Raw genomic sequence first — 13,839 nt, 5'->3', positions numbered from 1 at the left:
GCGAATGACACGCGAGCGACCTGACAGCGCAACAACCAAGGTTGAACGGCACCGCAACGCAAAGCGGCACAAAGGCATGAAGCGCGTGCGGATCTGGGTGCCCGATCCCAACGCACCCGGCTTAAAGGAGGAAGCGGAGCGGCAGGCAGCCTTGCTTCGAGGCGCTCCCGAAGAGCTGGAGGCCCTTCGCTTCATTGAGGCCGTAGGCTGGCCTGACGATTGAGGCGCGGCGATATCGTCATTGTTTCCGCAGCTGGCGATTATGGAAAACCGCGGCCGGCTGTCGTCGTCCAGTCCGACGCATTGGGGTCGACCGACAGCATCCTTGTCGCGCTGATCACAAGCACGATCAAAGACACGCCGTTACACCGGCTGACGCTCGAACCATCTTCGACCAACCGTCTGAAGGTGCGATCGCAAATCATTGCCGACAAGATTGTTGCGCATTCTCGCTAGAAATGTGGCGGGATTATTGGGCGCGTTGACAGAGCTTCTTTGACGGCCCTCGACCAGATCTTATTATTTACGTTCGGCCTCACCGCTTGATCCGCGCGCCCGCGACGTTCGTCGGCTTCGATTCCGCCTGGGCCGAAAATCCGAAGGCGCCGGGCGCGATTTGCATAGCCGTGTTCGATGGCACGCGTTTCACGAGCTTCACCGAACCGACGCTCGTCGGCTTCGAGGCCGCTGCAGCGTGCATCCGGGCCATCCCGGCGGACGGTCCCATCATCGTGGCCATCGACCAGCCGACCATCGTCTGCAGCGCGACCGGCATGCGTGCGGCGGAGAAGGTCGCGGCATCGGTGATCTCGTGGGTCGGCGGCGGCGTCCAGCCGGCAAACCGGGGCCGGATCGGCATGTTCGACGACGGCGCGCCGATCTGGCGTTTCCTTCATGCAATCGAAGCGATCGACGATCTAGTGCGGGCCCGAACGGCGACGTCCGGTGTCTGCATCATGGAGTCCTTTCCTGCCCTGGCCCTCCTCTCCTTCGATGTCCGGTTCTTCGAGCGCCGGCTCGGGCCGCGCTATAATCCCGCGCGCAAAACCTTTCGCATCGAAAATTGGTCTGCCGTTGTAAGCACGGTCTCGGTCGAGGCAGCGCGACTCGGCTGTCCAGCGGTCGCAGCGTGGCTCGCGGCGCTCCGAGCGCTGGCCAAACCACGCAAGGCGGATCAGGATCGGCTCGATGCGGTCATCTGCCTGCTGATCGCGGTCCGCTGGCACCTCAAGCCGCGGGAGAGGTCGGCCATGATCGGCGATCTCGATGCCGGCTACACCGTCGCGCCGGTCAGCCCGCCGGTGCGCGAAAAGCTTAAGGCGACACGGTACAAGGTTTAGATCGATTGGCAGCTTATTTCGACCAGACAATAACCTGGCGCATGACGTACACCACGCACCTCGCGTAAATAGCTCACTTGCGTTCTCTTTTTGTTCGATCTAGACGTTTCGTTAAGCGGAGAGCTTGTTATGGGAGCCTACCTCCAGCCGAGCCGAATGATCGATGTCTGATCTTAACCCGAACAAAGCGTTCATTTTCCGCATCGTCCATCGAAACAATTTGCCTTGGATTGTGTCCAATGGGCTGCATTGTAGAAACTCAACAGTTTTCGATCCGAGATACGTAAATATTGGAAACTCTGACCTCATCTCGAAGCGCAACTTTCACCCTGTCCCGATTTCTCCTGGTGGCGTGCTCAGCGATTATGTGCCATTTTATTTTACCCCCTACTCTCCAATGATGCTAAATATTAAGACCGGCTACGGCGGGGTAACGAAGAGAAATAACGACGAGATAATTATTCTTGTTTCTTCTATTTATGACTTAGTTACAAATAAAAGAAAATTTATGTTTACGGATCGACATGCTTATCTTCAGGCGGCGCAGTATTATAGCGCGATATCCGATCTTGATAAGGTCGACTGGCCTTTGCTGCAAAGCAAAAATTTCAGAAAAGATGCAGACGACCCTGGGAAATTTGAGCGATACCAGGCTGAAGCACTTGTGCATAACTTCCTACCCTGCGAATCACTGAAAGGTGCCGCGTGCTACAATCAAGCGGGAAAGGCTTCAGTCGATGCGCTTTTCGCCGCAGCGGGCAAGAGCCTGAAGGTTGTCGTTAAACCGAATTGGTATTTCTGATGATCACCTTTACGACGGGAAATTTGCTGTCCTCTGAAGCCGAAGCGCTCGTGAACACCGTCAACACCGTTGGCGTGATGGGCAAGGGCATTGCTTTGATGTTCAAAGAGGCATTTCCTGATAATTTTAGAGCTTACGAGGAAGCTTGCAAAAGCAAGCTGATCGAAGTCGGGACCTTGTTCGTCACCGAACGTCAGGCCCTCGTCGGACCACGATGGATCATCAATTTTCCCACGAAGAAACATTGGAGAAATCCATCTAAAATCGAGTGGATCGAGCAAGGTCTCTGCGCTCTTAAGGCATTTATCGCGCAACAAAACATCGGCTCCATTGCGGTTCCGCCGCTCGGAAGCGGCAATGGTGGATTGGATTGGGCGGAAGTTAAGCCCATTATCGAGCGTATCCTTGGCAGCGTCGATACAACCGTATCGATCACAATTTATGAACCGACCTCCAAGTACCAAAATGTGTCGAAGCGAGTAGGGGTAGAAAAATTGACCCCATCGCGCGCACTGATTGCCGAGCTTGTCAGGAGATACTGGATACTTGGGATCGAATGCAGTTTGCTAGAGATCCAGAAGCTAGCCTACTTCTTAGAGCACACGATTGCGTCGGTCGGTGCCAAAAACGAACTAGACCTTCGATTCACACCTAACCGTTATGGGCCATACGCACACCGTCTTACACATCTCTTGAATGGGTTGGACGGCAGCTATCTGCACTGCGATAAGCGACTTGCTGATGCCGGCCCACTCGACGTCATTTGGTTTGATGACGTCCAAAGAGACAAGGTTGCCACCTACCTTGCTTCGGAGGCGAAACCATACCTGCCGGCCCTGGAAGCGACGGCCAAGATCATTGACGGCTTTGAATCGCCACTTGGTCTTGAGTTGCTCGCGACAGTTCACTGGTTGCTGAATTCAGAGGGTATAGAACCTTCGGTCGGATCGGTACGTGCTGCCCTTTCAGAATGGCCTGGCGGGGCTGGAGAGCGCAAACTTAGGCTCTTCGATGACCGCCTTATTGAGCTTGGTATCAATAGGTTGCTCGAGTCAGCCCCAAAATCGAACAGTGCAAGCGTATGATCAAGCATGACGGCCTTGTGTCCAAACGTGTGAACCAGTCTTGTAGACTGCGGGGTGGCCAAGACAAATAAGGCCGTATCGCCCGCGCCGGAGTTTTGTATGCGTATCCTCATCCTTGGCGCAGGCGCCACCGGCGGCTATTTCGGCGGCCGCCTTGCGCAGTCCGGCGCCGACGTCACCTTCCTGCTGCGGCCGGCGCGCGCGGCCCGCATTGCTGCGGAGGGCCTGCGCATCCGCAGCCCGGAAGGCGATTTTCAGGGGCCCGTCGCGACGGTCACGGCCGAGGCGCTGACGGCGCCCTACGATCTCGTCGTGCTCAGCTGCAAGGCCTATGATCTCGACCAGGCCATGGACGCGATCAAGCCGGCGGTGGGGCCAAGCACCGCGATTCTGCCGCTCCTGAACGGCCTCAACCATTTCGAACGGTTGGACGCGGCGTTCGGCGCGGGCCAAATCCTCGGCGGCCTCTGCCATATCGGCGCGACGATGGAGCCGGACGGCACGATCGTGCACTTCAACCGGCTGCACAGCCTCACCTTCGGTGAGCGCGCGGGTGGGGTGAGCCCGCGGATCGACGCCATCGCGGCGATCATGGCCAAAGCCAACTTCGCTTCGCGCCTGAGCTCGGACGTGCTGCAGGATCTTTGGGAGAAATTCGCCTTCCTCAGCGCGCTGGCCGGCGCCACCTGCCTGATGCGCGCCAGCGTCGGCGCAATCGTCTCGACGCGGGATGGCGATGCCATCATTCGCGAGCTGTTTCTGGAATGCCAGGCCGTCGCCGCCGCCGCAGGCAAGCCGGTGCGGCCCAAGGCGATCGATAGCGGTCTCACCTATCTCACCGCGCCCGGCTCCAACTCCACGGCGTCGATGATGCGCGACATCGAGGGCAAACAGCGGATCGAGGCGGACCACGTCATCGGCGATCTGCTTCGCCGCGCCGAGGCCGCCGGCCTGAAGACGCCGCTGCTGCGCGTCGCGTTCTGCCACCTTCAAAGCTACGAAGCACGCCAAGCCGCGGGGCAGTAAGTCTCCGCCTTGACCCTTTGGAGGGATTGACCGCTCCGCCTCGAAGCCTAGCCTCGAGCCTGGAAAAATCTCCAGGCAGCCAGAAGGCTTGCATTATGACGATGGTCCATTTCCGCTTGAGCCTCGAACGGCGCGAGGTGGCGGTGAACCCCGCGAAGGTCCTTTACGTCTGCATCAACGCGACCGGATCCTGCAACATTCACTTCGGCAAGGAAAGCTTCATCCGGGTCCAAGGCGAGCTCGACGACATCATCGCCAAGCTCGAAGGGCAGACGCCGGCCCGCTCTGACGAGGCGCCGGTGTTGCATCATTTTGCTTGAGGGCTGACGTCAATCGCGGTCGCTTGGCAAGCCGTCTTTGCGAGCACCGGGCCCGGCCTGTTGGCCTCCCGGCACAGGCTCAGTTGAAGCAACCTAGGGGGCCGTTCGGCACCCTTGGCTGTCGGATGCTGGATTGCTTCGCTATGCTCGCAAAGACGCGTAAAGGCCGAGCGTCCAATTCTAGAGAAGACCTAGCCCTTCTTGCCTCCGACGACGCCCAGGTTCGTTTTCGGAATAGCGGCCATCGTCTCTTTGGTCAGGCCGAGATGCTGCTGCACCAGCTCCGGCGGGAGGCCGGCCAGCCAGTTGTTCAGCGAAATGTCGTCGTAGGTCGCGGACTTGAACATCTCGAGGTAGATGAGATCTTCGTCGCCGGTGTTTTCGATGTAATGCGGCAGCGTGACCGGCACGTAGCCGACATCGCTGGCGCGGAAGTCGATGGTGCGCGAATCCGACTTGTTGGCGAACAGCGTCATCCGCCCCTGGCCCGAAATGTAGTACTGCCACTCCGCTACATTGGTGTGCCAGTGCAGCTCGCGCAGCGCGCCCGGCTTCACCACGACATAGGCCGCGGCGATATTCTTCGAGATCTTGAACGTGCGGGAGTCGACGATGCGGATGCTGCCGGACGCATCCTCCTTGGTCGGCTTCATGTCCAGCAAGGCGAAATCGAAGGCGGTGCTGGTCGCGGGGCTCGCCTGCGTCATCGCGGCGATATCGTCGCCGATCGCCGGCGGCACCGGCGCCTGAAAGATGTAGCGGCCTTCCGGCGGGATCGCCTTCAGGGGATCGAGGGCATTTTGACCGACGCCAAAATTCTTGCCGACCACCTCCGGCGGCGTGTGGATCAGCCAGTCCGTCAGCAACGTCGTATCGTCTTCCGAGAACTTGCCCTGGTCGAAGACGAGCAGGAATTCGCAGCCGTCCGGCCCCAAACCCTGGATGGAATGCGGGATGCCTTGCGGAAAGTACCAGAGGTCTCCCGCCTTGACGTCCTTGACGTAGGGGTGGCCGTCATAGTCGATGGCGGTGAGGCGCGCGGATCCCGCCAGCATCAGCGACCACTCGTCGGCCTCGTGCCAATGCAGTTCGCGAACGCCGCCGGCATTGAGCTTCATGTTGACGCTGGCGATTTCCGTCGAGATCGGGAAATCCTTGACGTTGACCTGGCGCGCCCAGCCGCCGTCCTGGATCCGGCGATGCGCCTGGGAAAAGCTCTGCCAGAATTGCTGGACGGTCCCGTGGTCCGTCGGCGGCGCCATGTAGGCGTCGGGGTTCAAGGCTTCGAGCGCCTTGTTGCGCGGCCCGAGATCGGCGGCGCTGGCATTGCTCTTGCCGAGCGTCGTCGTCTGGAGCGACTGGGCGTGGGCCGCGGTGGCGGCCAGGCCGACGGTCGCCGCCGCACCCGCGCCGATCAGCATGCGTCGCGATAGGCTCGCATCGCCGGGTTCGGCGTGGGAGGCGACGGTGGTCTCTGGGGACTTTTGCATGATGATCTCGCGTGAGGTGGCTTGAGCCTGCCAACGTCACGCGAGCCATTCGGGTCCCTATCGCCGATTCACATCACCGTTGCGGTCAGCGGCCAGCTCAGCGCGGCGCAACGACGCCCTTGAAGCCGCCGACGATCGCATCGTGGAGGCGTGCCAGCCATTCCTCGGCTTCGGCCGCCCGCAGCTCCGCGAGCTCGGCCCGCTTCTCGGCGGCCGCGATCTTCGCCTCGGTGGCTTTGCCCTGATCCTTGAAGAATTGCGTCAGCTGCTGGTTGTACTGCTCGGCGGCGATGGTGCGATCCTCGGCGAGGCGCACCGCTTCGGAGGCCTCGGTGATGAGGTCGAGGGCGGCCGCCCAGTCGCGTCCCCCCGGCACCGCGCGCTTCTCCGGCTGCCGCTCCGTCGCCGAGGGAAGAAAATGAAAGACCTTGTCGGGCGGCCCCTTGGCCGGCTCGGCGGGGCGTTCGGGCAAATCCGTGGTGGCGAGTTTCCTGGTTTCCATTTTTGATGATCCCGGCTGGCTGGAAAAAGGCCGATCGTGCTCGCGCTCGGCGGTCATGGCTGCTGCTCGCCCTGCACCTCGGGCGCGCGGAGGACGCGCACATTCGTCGGTTCGGCGGCTTCAAAAGGATCCCGCTCGTCGCGACGCGCCGGTTCGCGCCATTCGTGATCCCCAAGCGACCGGACGCGCTTCAGCTCCTCGATCTGGCCGAGCAGCTTTTCGCGACTGGCGCGGGCGATCGACAGGGCTCCTTGCGCGAGCGCCCGTTCGGCCTTTTCGCTCTGGACCTCTTCGATGAGATTGCGGTTCATCGCTTCGACTTCCGCGCGCTCCTGGTCGTAGCGCCGGGTGGTGGCCTCCAGCTGGCCTGACAGGCTCTCGAGGCGCCCCTGCGTCTGCTCGAGCTGCAGCTCCTTGGCGGCCATCGCCTTGCCCAACATGGCGCAGCGCTCCTGCGTGTCCTGCACGATCTTTTCCGCGGCCTCGGACTGCAGCCCCAGCCGGCGGACCTCCCCGTCGGCCGCGGCATGGCGCCGTTCCGCCGCGATTTTGCCGGCGAGCGCGTCCTTCGCCGCGCGATCGGCAAGCCGCATCTCTTCGATCTTTTCGGTGACCAGCGCCCGGGTCTGCTCGAGCAGCCTTGCCGTCGTGGCCTGGCGACCGGTGAGCGCCTCGACCTGAATAACGAGCGACGCGATCTCGTTTTCGAACGTCACCTTCTCCTGCGCGCGGGCTGCTTCCAACGTCTGGCGGGTTTCCTGTTCGCTCGCGATCTTTAGCTCCAATGCACCGAGGCTCAGGCCGGAAGACTGGAGGTCGGTTTCGAGATCGCCGATGCGGCGCTTGGCCTGACCCAGCGCCGGTTGCAGCCGCTCGACGAGCTCATGCAGGCGCTTGATCTCCGCCTCGGCGGCGATGGCGGCGTCGCGCTGCTCCATCGTCCGCGCCTTTTCCAGCGCAAGCTCCTGCTCGACGCGTTGAAGGTCGTCGGCCACGCCGCGATGGGCATCGGCAGAATTCTGCGCCTTCTCGGTTTCGGCGGCGAGCTGGCGGCCGGTCCAGTCGAGCCGGGATGCGGAATCATCCGCCCGGAGTTTCAGGCTCTTCAGGTCGGCGTCGCGAGCGTCGGCCGTCTCCCGATGGATACGAAGCTGGCTCTGCAGCGCGACGATGTCGTCTTCCAGCTGAGACGTTTTGGTGCGCAAGGTTCCGGTGACGCCGCGCAGCGTCAGTGTTTCCTTGCGCTCGCGCGCCAGCAGCGCTTCGCTTTCGGCGAGGCGCGTCTGCGCATCGGCATGAGACGTGATGAACTCGTTCATCGGCGTGGCGATCGCCGCGAAGTCGTCGCGCAGCTGCTGCAGCGCGTTGATCCGGCCGAACACGTGTGCGATCTGCTCGCCGAGCTGCTCCCCCTTTTCGCCGAAGGCGCCGAACGGCGTGGCGGCGGGTCTTGCCACCAACGGCAGGTTCAACGGCGCCTGCGCGAGCAGCGCAGGCGGCGGCGGGTTTGGATCCGATGCGAAAAGACGTCCTAACAGACCGTGGCGCTCGCCCATGTTCGTTCCTCCGCGTGACAGCCGGTCGTCTAAGAGGCCGGTGATGCGTGTTGCGTGTGCGACGGCTCGAGCGGCAAAGTGCCGGACACGTCGTCTTCGATCAGCTGTCCGATGAGGCGCTGCGAAATCGTGCGCTGCAAGGAGGCGAGCTTCGTCTCCGCGTCCTCGGAGCGGCGCCTGTAAATCCTGGTGCGGCGTTCGGCTTCCTGCAGGCTCTCGGCGAGGCGCTTGCACTCGCCCTGGTAGCCGTTCAGGCGGCCTTCCAAGGTGCGGATCATGCGGTTGGCGTTTTCGATATCGGCGACGCTCAGGCAGCGCGCCTTCAGGTCGCTGATCGTGTCGTGAACATGAAGCAACGTCGTAAATGCGACCTGCAGGTCGAAAAGCGACACGCTCGCAGGCTCGTCTTCGCGGCTCGGATCAGGGCTCAGGGCGATATCGTCGGCAATCATCGGTCGATCCGCATCGTTTCTCGAGGCTGTTTGGTCACGAACAGAGCTGGGTCGCTCTTCGGAACCTCTTGTTTCGTTCGAGACCCATCGATTAGGTGCCGAAGCCTACGCCGTTGAAATTCATCGGTTCGATCGAACCGAACGCTTGCGCGATGACGGCGGTCAACCGCTCGATATCGGCTCGAGCCGCCGACAAATCGCTTTCGAGGCCCTTCGAATAGGACTCGTGTTCCTTGGCACGCGCTTCCGCCAGACTACGCCGCTCCGTCTCGGCCGCGAGCTTCTCACTGGCCGCTGCAGCCTGCGCCACGCTTTTGTCGCGCTCGGCCGACAGGATGAGACGTTGGGCTTCCGCCTCTTCGACGCGTGTCTCCAAGTCCCGGATGCGCGAGCCCATCGACCCGATCAGACTGGCCGCGCGTTCCACCGCATCGACAGAGCCCGTGATGTCTCGAGCGACCTCGGCCGGGTTTTGTTCGGCGTTCCGGTTTTGACTGAAAACCTTCAGCGTGTCCCGCAGCGAGCGGTCGAGCTCTTGCACCACGCTGCGATTGATCGGCGGTATGTAGGACACGAAATCGCGATTGCCATCGGCCACCAGTACACTCGACATCGCGCAATCACCATGAATTGACAAAGCAAATCTTCAGTAAAAGCTACGATCTGTCAACCATGATGCTATATACATGGGCCTATGCATCTATTGTTCTGTGCGTTCATTGCAGCCGAAGCGCGATCGCAACCGAGAATGCGGAACTTCCGACAGAGAATTCAGTATATCCGGGCATCCATAGCGCGAGCCTGAGAGCAAGGATGCCTACGCTACTTCGTTGAAAAACATCGTACTTGGGGTGCCAGGGCAGCAAGGCGGCGGCGGTCAGCCTTCCGCGACTGGGACGTCGAAGGCGGAACCGGGCGATTGAACCCGAAAGCGGTCCGGTGCGATGGTGCTCGCCGCCAGGGCCGCTGCCAGGCGACGCGGCGGGTCGTCGATCGCCTCGGCGGTCAGCTGGAACGTGCCCCAATGATGGGCCAGGGCATAATGCGCCTGCGTGTCCTCGAAGATGCGGAGGCTTTCCGCCGGCTCGACGTGGGCATCCTTCATGAACCAGCGCGGCTCGTAGGCCCCGATCGGAATGATCGCGAGGCGCGGTCGGCCGAACCGCTGCGGAATGGCGCGGAAGATCGCGCCGTCGGGATAGGCGGTGTCGCCGATATGGTAGATCGGGCCGTCCGGCGTTTCCAGCACGAAGCCCGTCCAGAGCGCCATGCGCCGGTCGTTGAGCCAGCGCGCCGACCAGTGATGTGTCGGAACCAGCGTCACCGTGACATCGCTGGATAGGGCCACCTTGTCGTCCCAGTCGTAAGCTTCGACGGCAAACCGTTTGTCATGGCGCTTGATGATCGTGTCGTTGCCGAGCGCGGTGATGATGCGGCACGGATTCTGCCGCCGCAGAACGTCGAGCGTTCTGAGATCCAGGTGGTCGTAGTGGTTGTGGGTGATCAGGATGGCATCGAGCTTCGGCAGGTCGCCGATCGCGATTCCCGGCGCGGACGCCCGTTTTGGACCGAACAAGCGGAACGGGCTCGCGCGTGTCGACCAGACGGGATCGACGAGGATGTTCAGGCCGCGGGTCTGGATCAGAACGCTGGCATGCCCGATCGAAGTGACCCGCAAGGCGTCACCAGAGACGCGATCCTGCGGCAAGGCCGAGGGCGGATTCGCAACCGCCGCAGGCCAGGCGGCACGCGGCGTCCGCATGAGACGCCACAGGTCGCCGCGGCTTTTATCCGGGGCGCCACCTTCGAGGAAGAAACGCGTGCCGTCGAAATGATCCGAGGCTGGGCCGTTGTAATAGGGGTTCTGCGCCATCGACGGCTTATGGCTCAATCCGGCCGTGCGGCCAACCACGCTCCGTTTTCCGAAGGCCCTTCCCATATCGCCCGAGACGCGCGAGAGAAGAGGCAGCGGTCGCGTCGGCGAAAAGGGATCGTTTCGCTCGTCGAGACGTTGCACATGTCAATAAACCGAGGAAGAAAACCTATGATGTTGAAAGCAGCCGCACTGTCCATCCTTCTGATTGGCGGTTTTTCAGGACTAGCCGCCGCTCAACAGCGCGGTTCCGCAGACGATCAGGCGGCTTGCGAGCCGGATGTGCATCGTCTCTGCGATCAGTACATCCCGGACGAGACGGCAATCGTTGCCTGTCTTCACAAAGAGATCAAGCACCTGAGCCCGGCGTGCAAAAAGGTCATGGAGCGCCCGTGACCGCACGCGTGACGCCGCCAAGCGGTTTGTCGCGGGACTAAGACCGAAGCCGCGGGCGATCCCCGCGGCTTTCGTCTGTCGAAAGACCTGAATTGAAGACAGCCCTGCGGCGCGCCACATCTCAGACAAGAACCGCTCCGCTTGCGCGGGACCGCACGAGCGATGCCAGTTCTTGATTCAGAGCTGGAGACCGTCATGCCTTACATGATCTGCGCGTCGACCCCGAAAACGAGCGTCGAAGTGATCCGCAACAACCCGGTGGAAGCCTTGCTCAAGATCCACGAGTTCGAAGAGCTCGGGTTAAGCGAGGTGCGCGTCACGACCGACACAGGCATGGTGTTGACCCGGGATCAACTCCAGAACCTCGCGCTGAAGGCCGCGCCGGTCGCGGCCTGATCGCTTCGTCAGCCGACAACCTTGATGTCGTCCGCAAGCTGTAGAGCGGCGCGGGTCAGGATGCCGTGCGGCTTCTGCAGCTCCTGCAGGACACTGAAATGGTTGCCATGCGGAATTGGAATCAGAGCGCCCGGGCAGTGGGCGTCGGAGCGATGCGCGTGCAGGTCCCGGCTGTTGGCGATCATGCCGGGCAGCTCCGACGACCCGTAAGCGATGGTCATCGGCTTGTTTACCGCGGCCAGGCGGAGCGGCGACAGCGTCTCGACCTCGAGGTCCGTCAGCTTCAGCTTGGCGTTGACCGACGGCACGTCGCGCAACGGGCCGAGTTCGAAGGCGCCCGAGACCGGCATGGCGGCGGCTACGAGGGGGTGATCCGCCGTGAAGGCGGCGAGATGGCCGCCGGCCGACCAGCCCGAGAGAACAATCGGGCCGCTGATGCCGTGCGTGCCGCCTTCCCGCGCCAGCCAATCGAGCGAGGCGCGAATTTCCCGGGTGATCTGTGTCAGGCTGGCGTCCGGCGCCAGCGTGTAATCAGGAAAAGCAGCCGACCAGCCGTGAGCCAGCACGCCTTCGGCGACGCAGGCAAAGCTCTCGCGGCTGTTGCGCTGCCACCAGCCGCCGAAGATGAAGACGAGACAAGGCGCCTTCGGGTCGCTGCCGGGATACAGATCCCATTTGTTTCGGGCGCCGCTGCCGTAGGACAGGCCGAGGTGGTTCGGGTGCTGTTCCCGTAGCTTGGCCGAAGCCGCCACATAGCCATCGGTCAGGGACTTGGCGAGTTCGGCGCCGGTCGCGAGTTGGTTGTTGAAGGCCGCATCCCTGGCGGCAAGCGGCATCGTGGCCCAATTCATGGCGCTGGTTTCCTTGGCGGCGACAAAACTCGGCGCCGCGATCGCGGCGGCCGCGGTGGTCATAAAGGCGCGACGGTGAAAACCGGACATGACACTCTCCTCGGCCGAAATCTCGATTGGCGGCGTATGCAAAAAGGGTATCAGGACCTTGCGGGCTTGTCAGGGGTTCCGAACGAGCCGAACGCCGTGGATTCAGGGAACTAGGCCCACCGTCCGGCCTGGAAAGCCGGCGGCGTCGAAATAGGCCGTCGTGCCGACGAGCTGATAATCGAGGATGGTTTGCAGACCATCGATGCCGGGTGCGGACCGTTGCGTCTTGCGTTCGCTGGCCGGGATTGAACCGCCGGGAAACGCTTCGGACAGAACGCGCCCCACCAACGATCCCTTGTCCGACGTCTTGAGCGCGAACAGCGCGGCGATGGTCTTGCCGAGATCGGCGTTGCTCGCCGGGGCGTCGTCGACGAACGCGGTCTTAAAACTCGGTCCGATCGCGGCCATGAAATTCCGCGTATCGGCGCGGCTGAAGCTGCCGTGCATCCCCTGCCCGGTCTGCAGCACGGTATCCGCGATCTCGGTGCCACATAGGGTCGCGTCGGCGCAGCCGGTCGACCCGCTGGTGAAATTGACGGCGATGGCGGGCATCGGCGTGACCGCCGAACCCTCGAGATTGATGGTCTTCAGCGGCAGAGTGCCCGGGATCGGGCCGAGCGCCGTATCGACGAACAGGCCGCTGACATAATCCTGCCGAAGCAGGATCTCGACGACGCGGCGCGCCAACGCCGGATCCTTGGCGGGGAGATAGACGAGGTCCGACCCGCCATTGGCCGCCACGACGATGTCGGGCTTGCGCGGATCCTGCCCGATCAGGCCGTTGGCGCGGCTGGTGTGCTCGCCCGGCCCGATCTGGCGTTCGCCGGCGTCGGGATCGTGAAGCGGCAGGTCGAGCGCCTTCGCCAGGTCGAGCGCGAGAAAGCCGGGCGGCAACTCGCCGGGGCGCGTATCCTTGTAGGACTGCTTCGCCGCGGGACTCGTCGCGCTGGCTTTCGTGATGGTCGAAAATCCATGGTCGGACGTGACGATGATATCGGTCGTCGCGGCGAGGCCGAGATCGTCGAGCGCTTTGCGCAAGCTGGCGAGGTTGTCGTCGGCATTGCGAATCGCCGCCATCGAGGTCGGGCCGTTGATGCCGGGCGTTACGCGTCCCAGGCTGTCGCCCTGATTATGCTGGGTTCCGTCGGGATCGCGCGACCAGTAGACGAGGACGAACCCTTTGCCGTCGGCCTTGAGCTTGGGCAGCACGACCTTGGTGGTCGCCGCGACAAACCAGTCCTGCTGCACGACGTTGGCCTTGAGCGTACCCGGCGTCTTGAAGTCGCCGTTGGGCTGGCCGCGACCGGGCGCGACGGGCGCGAGATTGATCGCGGCAAAGCCCTGCTTGACCCAGTCGGCGAGCGGGACGCCGTCCTTCGAGCCGGTCTGGTCGTCGAGCACCACGGTGTGCTGGCCGTCGCGCTGCGTCGAATCGAAGATGAGGGCCGGGCCGAGCTTGCCGATCGACGCGGTCTCGAGCCCCTCGTCGCGTGCGGCCTTGAGAATCGTGTCTTCGTCGAGGTAGTTGCCGGCGAAATGCTCGTCGACGTCGCCGAGAACCGGATCGCTCTCGAGGAACGGCGTCACGGTTGCGCCCTGCCCCGGCACCGAAACGGGATAGCCCGTGTAGATGACGTTCGAAAAGTCGCCGGTGTCGCCG

At 62.5% G+C, this 13,839-nt stretch carries 17 protein-coding genes; 9 read left to right on the top strand and 8 right to left on the bottom strand.

The genetic code is table 11. The annotated features are described in order from the left end of the window. The first annotated feature begins 4 nt into the window (after positions 1 to 4). The 7 genes from GSQ79_RS25930 to GSQ79_RS25900 all read left to right on the top strand — a co-directional run bounded on the left by GSQ79_RS25930 (position 5) and on the right by GSQ79_RS25900 (position 4,573). Positions 5 to 223, top strand: a complete 219-nt coding sequence (locus GSQ79_RS25930) for an antitoxin MazE family protein (protein ID WP_158811630.1) — start codon at positions 5 to 7, stop codon at positions 221 to 223. Continuing rightward, entirely contained in the window at positions 220 to 456 is a 237-nt protein-coding gene (locus GSQ79_RS25925; protein WP_246725590.1) for a type II toxin-antitoxin system PemK/MazF family toxin, read from the top strand. Before GSQ79_RS25930 ends, GSQ79_RS25925 begins: the two co-directional genes overlap by 4 nt. Positions 457 to 542: 86 nt before the next feature. Then, positions 543 to 1,340 carry a DUF429 domain-containing protein gene (locus tag GSQ79_RS25920; RefSeq protein WP_174243277.1) on the top strand — a complete coding sequence of 266 codons (798 nt, stop codon included), beginning with the start codon at positions 543 to 545 and terminating at the stop codon, positions 1,338 to 1,340. Positions 1,341 to 1,503: 163 nt separating this feature from the next. Further along, positions 1,504 to 2,142 carry a DUF4433 domain-containing protein gene (locus GSQ79_RS25915; RefSeq protein ID WP_158811629.1) on the top strand — a complete coding sequence of 213 codons (639 nt, stop codon included), beginning with the start codon at positions 1,504 to 1,506 and terminating at the stop codon, positions 2,140 to 2,142. Next, a complete protein-coding gene (locus tag GSQ79_RS25910) occupies positions 2,142 to 3,227 on the top strand; it encodes a macro domain-containing protein (protein WP_158811628.1) in 1,086 nt (361 codons plus the stop codon). Before GSQ79_RS25915 ends, GSQ79_RS25910 begins: the two co-directional genes overlap by 1 nt. 99 nt (positions 3,228 to 3,326) lie before the next feature. Beyond that, entirely contained in the window at positions 3,327 to 4,253 is a 927-nt protein-coding gene (panE, locus tag GSQ79_RS25905) for a 2-dehydropantoate 2-reductase (protein WP_158811627.1), read from the top strand. 95 nt (positions 4,254 to 4,348) lie between these two features. Then, the gene (locus tag GSQ79_RS25900; RefSeq protein ID WP_158811626.1) at positions 4,349 to 4,573 is read left to right on the top strand and encodes a hypothetical protein; all 225 of its coding nucleotides are present in this window, start codon (positions 4,349 to 4,351) and stop codon (positions 4,571 to 4,573) included. 191 nt (positions 4,574 to 4,764) lie between these two features. On the opposite strand, the gene GSQ79_RS25895 is transcribed toward GSQ79_RS25900, so the two are convergent. The 6 genes from GSQ79_RS25895 to GSQ79_RS25870 form a co-directional block, all read right to left on the bottom strand. After that, on the bottom strand, positions 4,765 to 6,063 hold the full coding sequence (locus GSQ79_RS25895) for a cupin domain-containing protein (protein WP_158811625.1): 1,299 nt from the start codon (positions 6,061 to 6,063) through the stop codon (positions 4,765 to 4,767). A 97-nt stretch (positions 6,064 to 6,160) separates the two neighbouring features. Beyond that, a complete protein-coding gene (locus GSQ79_RS25890) occupies positions 6,161 to 6,622 on the bottom strand; it encodes a hypothetical protein (RefSeq protein WP_158811624.1) in 462 nt (153 codons plus the stop codon). Further along, positions 6,619 to 8,121 carry a hypothetical protein gene (locus GSQ79_RS25885; protein ID WP_158811623.1) on the bottom strand — a complete coding sequence of 501 codons (1,503 nt, stop codon included), beginning with the start codon at positions 8,119 to 8,121 and terminating at the stop codon, positions 6,619 to 6,621. The genes GSQ79_RS25890 and GSQ79_RS25885 overlap by 4 nt, the downstream gene beginning before the upstream one ends. 29 nt (positions 8,122 to 8,150) lie before the next feature. Then, on the bottom strand, positions 8,151 to 8,573 hold the full coding sequence (locus tag GSQ79_RS25880; protein ID WP_158811622.1) for a hypothetical protein: 423 nt from the start codon (positions 8,571 to 8,573) through the stop codon (positions 8,151 to 8,153). A 91-nt stretch (positions 8,574 to 8,664) separates the two neighbouring features. Further along, positions 8,665 to 9,186, bottom strand: a complete 522-nt coding sequence (locus tag GSQ79_RS25875; RefSeq protein WP_158811621.1) for a hypothetical protein — start codon at positions 9,184 to 9,186, stop codon at positions 8,665 to 8,667. Positions 9,187 to 9,450: 264 nt separating this feature from the next. After that, on the bottom strand, positions 9,451 to 10,485 hold the full coding sequence (locus tag GSQ79_RS25870) for an MBL fold metallo-hydrolase (RefSeq protein WP_368669981.1): 1,035 nt from the start codon (positions 10,483 to 10,485) through the stop codon (positions 9,451 to 9,453). 132 nt (positions 10,486 to 10,617) lie between these two features. Between GSQ79_RS25870 and GSQ79_RS25865 the strand changes: the two genes are divergently transcribed. Further along, the gene (locus GSQ79_RS25865; RefSeq protein WP_158811620.1) at positions 10,618 to 10,842 is read left to right on the top strand and encodes a hypothetical protein; all 225 of its coding nucleotides are present in this window, start codon (positions 10,618 to 10,620) and stop codon (positions 10,840 to 10,842) included. 195 nt (positions 10,843 to 11,037) lie between these two features. Beyond that, positions 11,038 to 11,238 carry a hypothetical protein gene (locus GSQ79_RS25860; protein WP_158811619.1) on the top strand — a complete coding sequence of 67 codons (201 nt, stop codon included), beginning with the start codon at positions 11,038 to 11,040 and terminating at the stop codon, positions 11,236 to 11,238. Between the two features lie 8 nt (positions 11,239 to 11,246). Here GSQ79_RS25860 and GSQ79_RS25855 read toward each other — a convergent pair whose 3' ends face one another. Together GSQ79_RS25855 and GSQ79_RS25850 are read right to left on the bottom strand one after the other, a co-directional pair. Next, a complete protein-coding gene (locus GSQ79_RS25855; protein ID WP_158811618.1) occupies positions 11,247 to 12,179 on the bottom strand; it encodes an alpha/beta hydrolase in 933 nt (310 codons plus the stop codon). 102 nt (positions 12,180 to 12,281) lie between these two features. Further along, on the bottom strand, positions 12,282 to 13,839 hold a 1,558-nt coding region (locus GSQ79_RS25850), incomplete at its 5' end, for an alkaline phosphatase family protein (protein ID WP_158811617.1).

It is taken from the genome of Beijerinckia sp. L45 (assembly GCF_009765775.1).
Classification (GTDB): domain Bacteria; phylum Pseudomonadota; class Alphaproteobacteria; order Rhizobiales; family Beijerinckiaceae; genus RH-AL1.
Note: the sequence above shows the minus strand (reverse complement) of the source record. Positions and strands in the feature narration are given on the sequence as shown.

Bases quoted from the DNA above. Each gene is read 5' to 3' on its own strand.
- GSQ79_RS25930 (WP_158811630.1), top strand. From the start codon at position 5: ATGACACGCGAGCGACCTGACAGCGCAACAACCAAGGTTGAACGGCAC.
- GSQ79_RS25915 (WP_158811629.1), top strand. From the start codon at position 1,504: ATGTCTGATCTTAACCCGAACAAAGCGTTCATTTTCCGCATCGTCCAT.
- GSQ79_RS25910 (WP_158811628.1), top strand. From the start codon at position 2,142: ATGATCACCTTTACGACGGGAAATTTGCTGTCCTCTGAAGCCGAAGCG.
- panE (WP_158811627.1), top strand. From the start codon at position 3,327: ATGCGTATCCTCATCCTTGGCGCAGGCGCCACCGGCGGCTATTTCGGC.
- GSQ79_RS25900 (WP_158811626.1), top strand. From the start codon at position 4,349: ATGACGATGGTCCATTTCCGCTTGAGCCTCGAACGGCGCGAGGTGGCG.
- GSQ79_RS25895 (WP_158811625.1), bottom strand. From the start codon at position 6,063: ATGCAAAAGTCCCCAGAGACCACCGTCGCCTCCCACGCCGAACCCGGC.
- GSQ79_RS25890 (WP_158811624.1), bottom strand. From the start codon at position 6,622: ATGACCGCCGAGCGCGAGCACGATCGGCCTTTTTCCAGCCAGCCGGGA.
- GSQ79_RS25885 (WP_158811623.1), bottom strand. From the start codon at position 8,121: ATGGGCGAGCGCCACGGTCTGTTAGGACGTCTTTTCGCATCGGATCCA.
- GSQ79_RS25880 (WP_158811622.1), bottom strand. From the start codon at position 8,573: ATGATTGCCGACGATATCGCCCTGAGCCCTGATCCGAGCCGCGAAGAC.
- GSQ79_RS25875 (WP_158811621.1), bottom strand. From the start codon at position 9,186: ATGTCGAGTGTACTGGTGGCCGATGGCAATCGCGATTTCGTGTCCTAC.
- GSQ79_RS25865 (WP_158811620.1), top strand. From the start codon at position 10,618: ATGATGTTGAAAGCAGCCGCACTGTCCATCCTTCTGATTGGCGGTTTT.
- GSQ79_RS25860 (WP_158811619.1), top strand. From the start codon at position 11,038: ATGCCTTACATGATCTGCGCGTCGACCCCGAAAACGAGCGTCGAAGTG.
- GSQ79_RS25855 (WP_158811618.1), bottom strand. From the start codon at position 12,179: ATGTCCGGTTTTCACCGTCGCGCCTTTATGACCACCGCGGCCGCCGCG.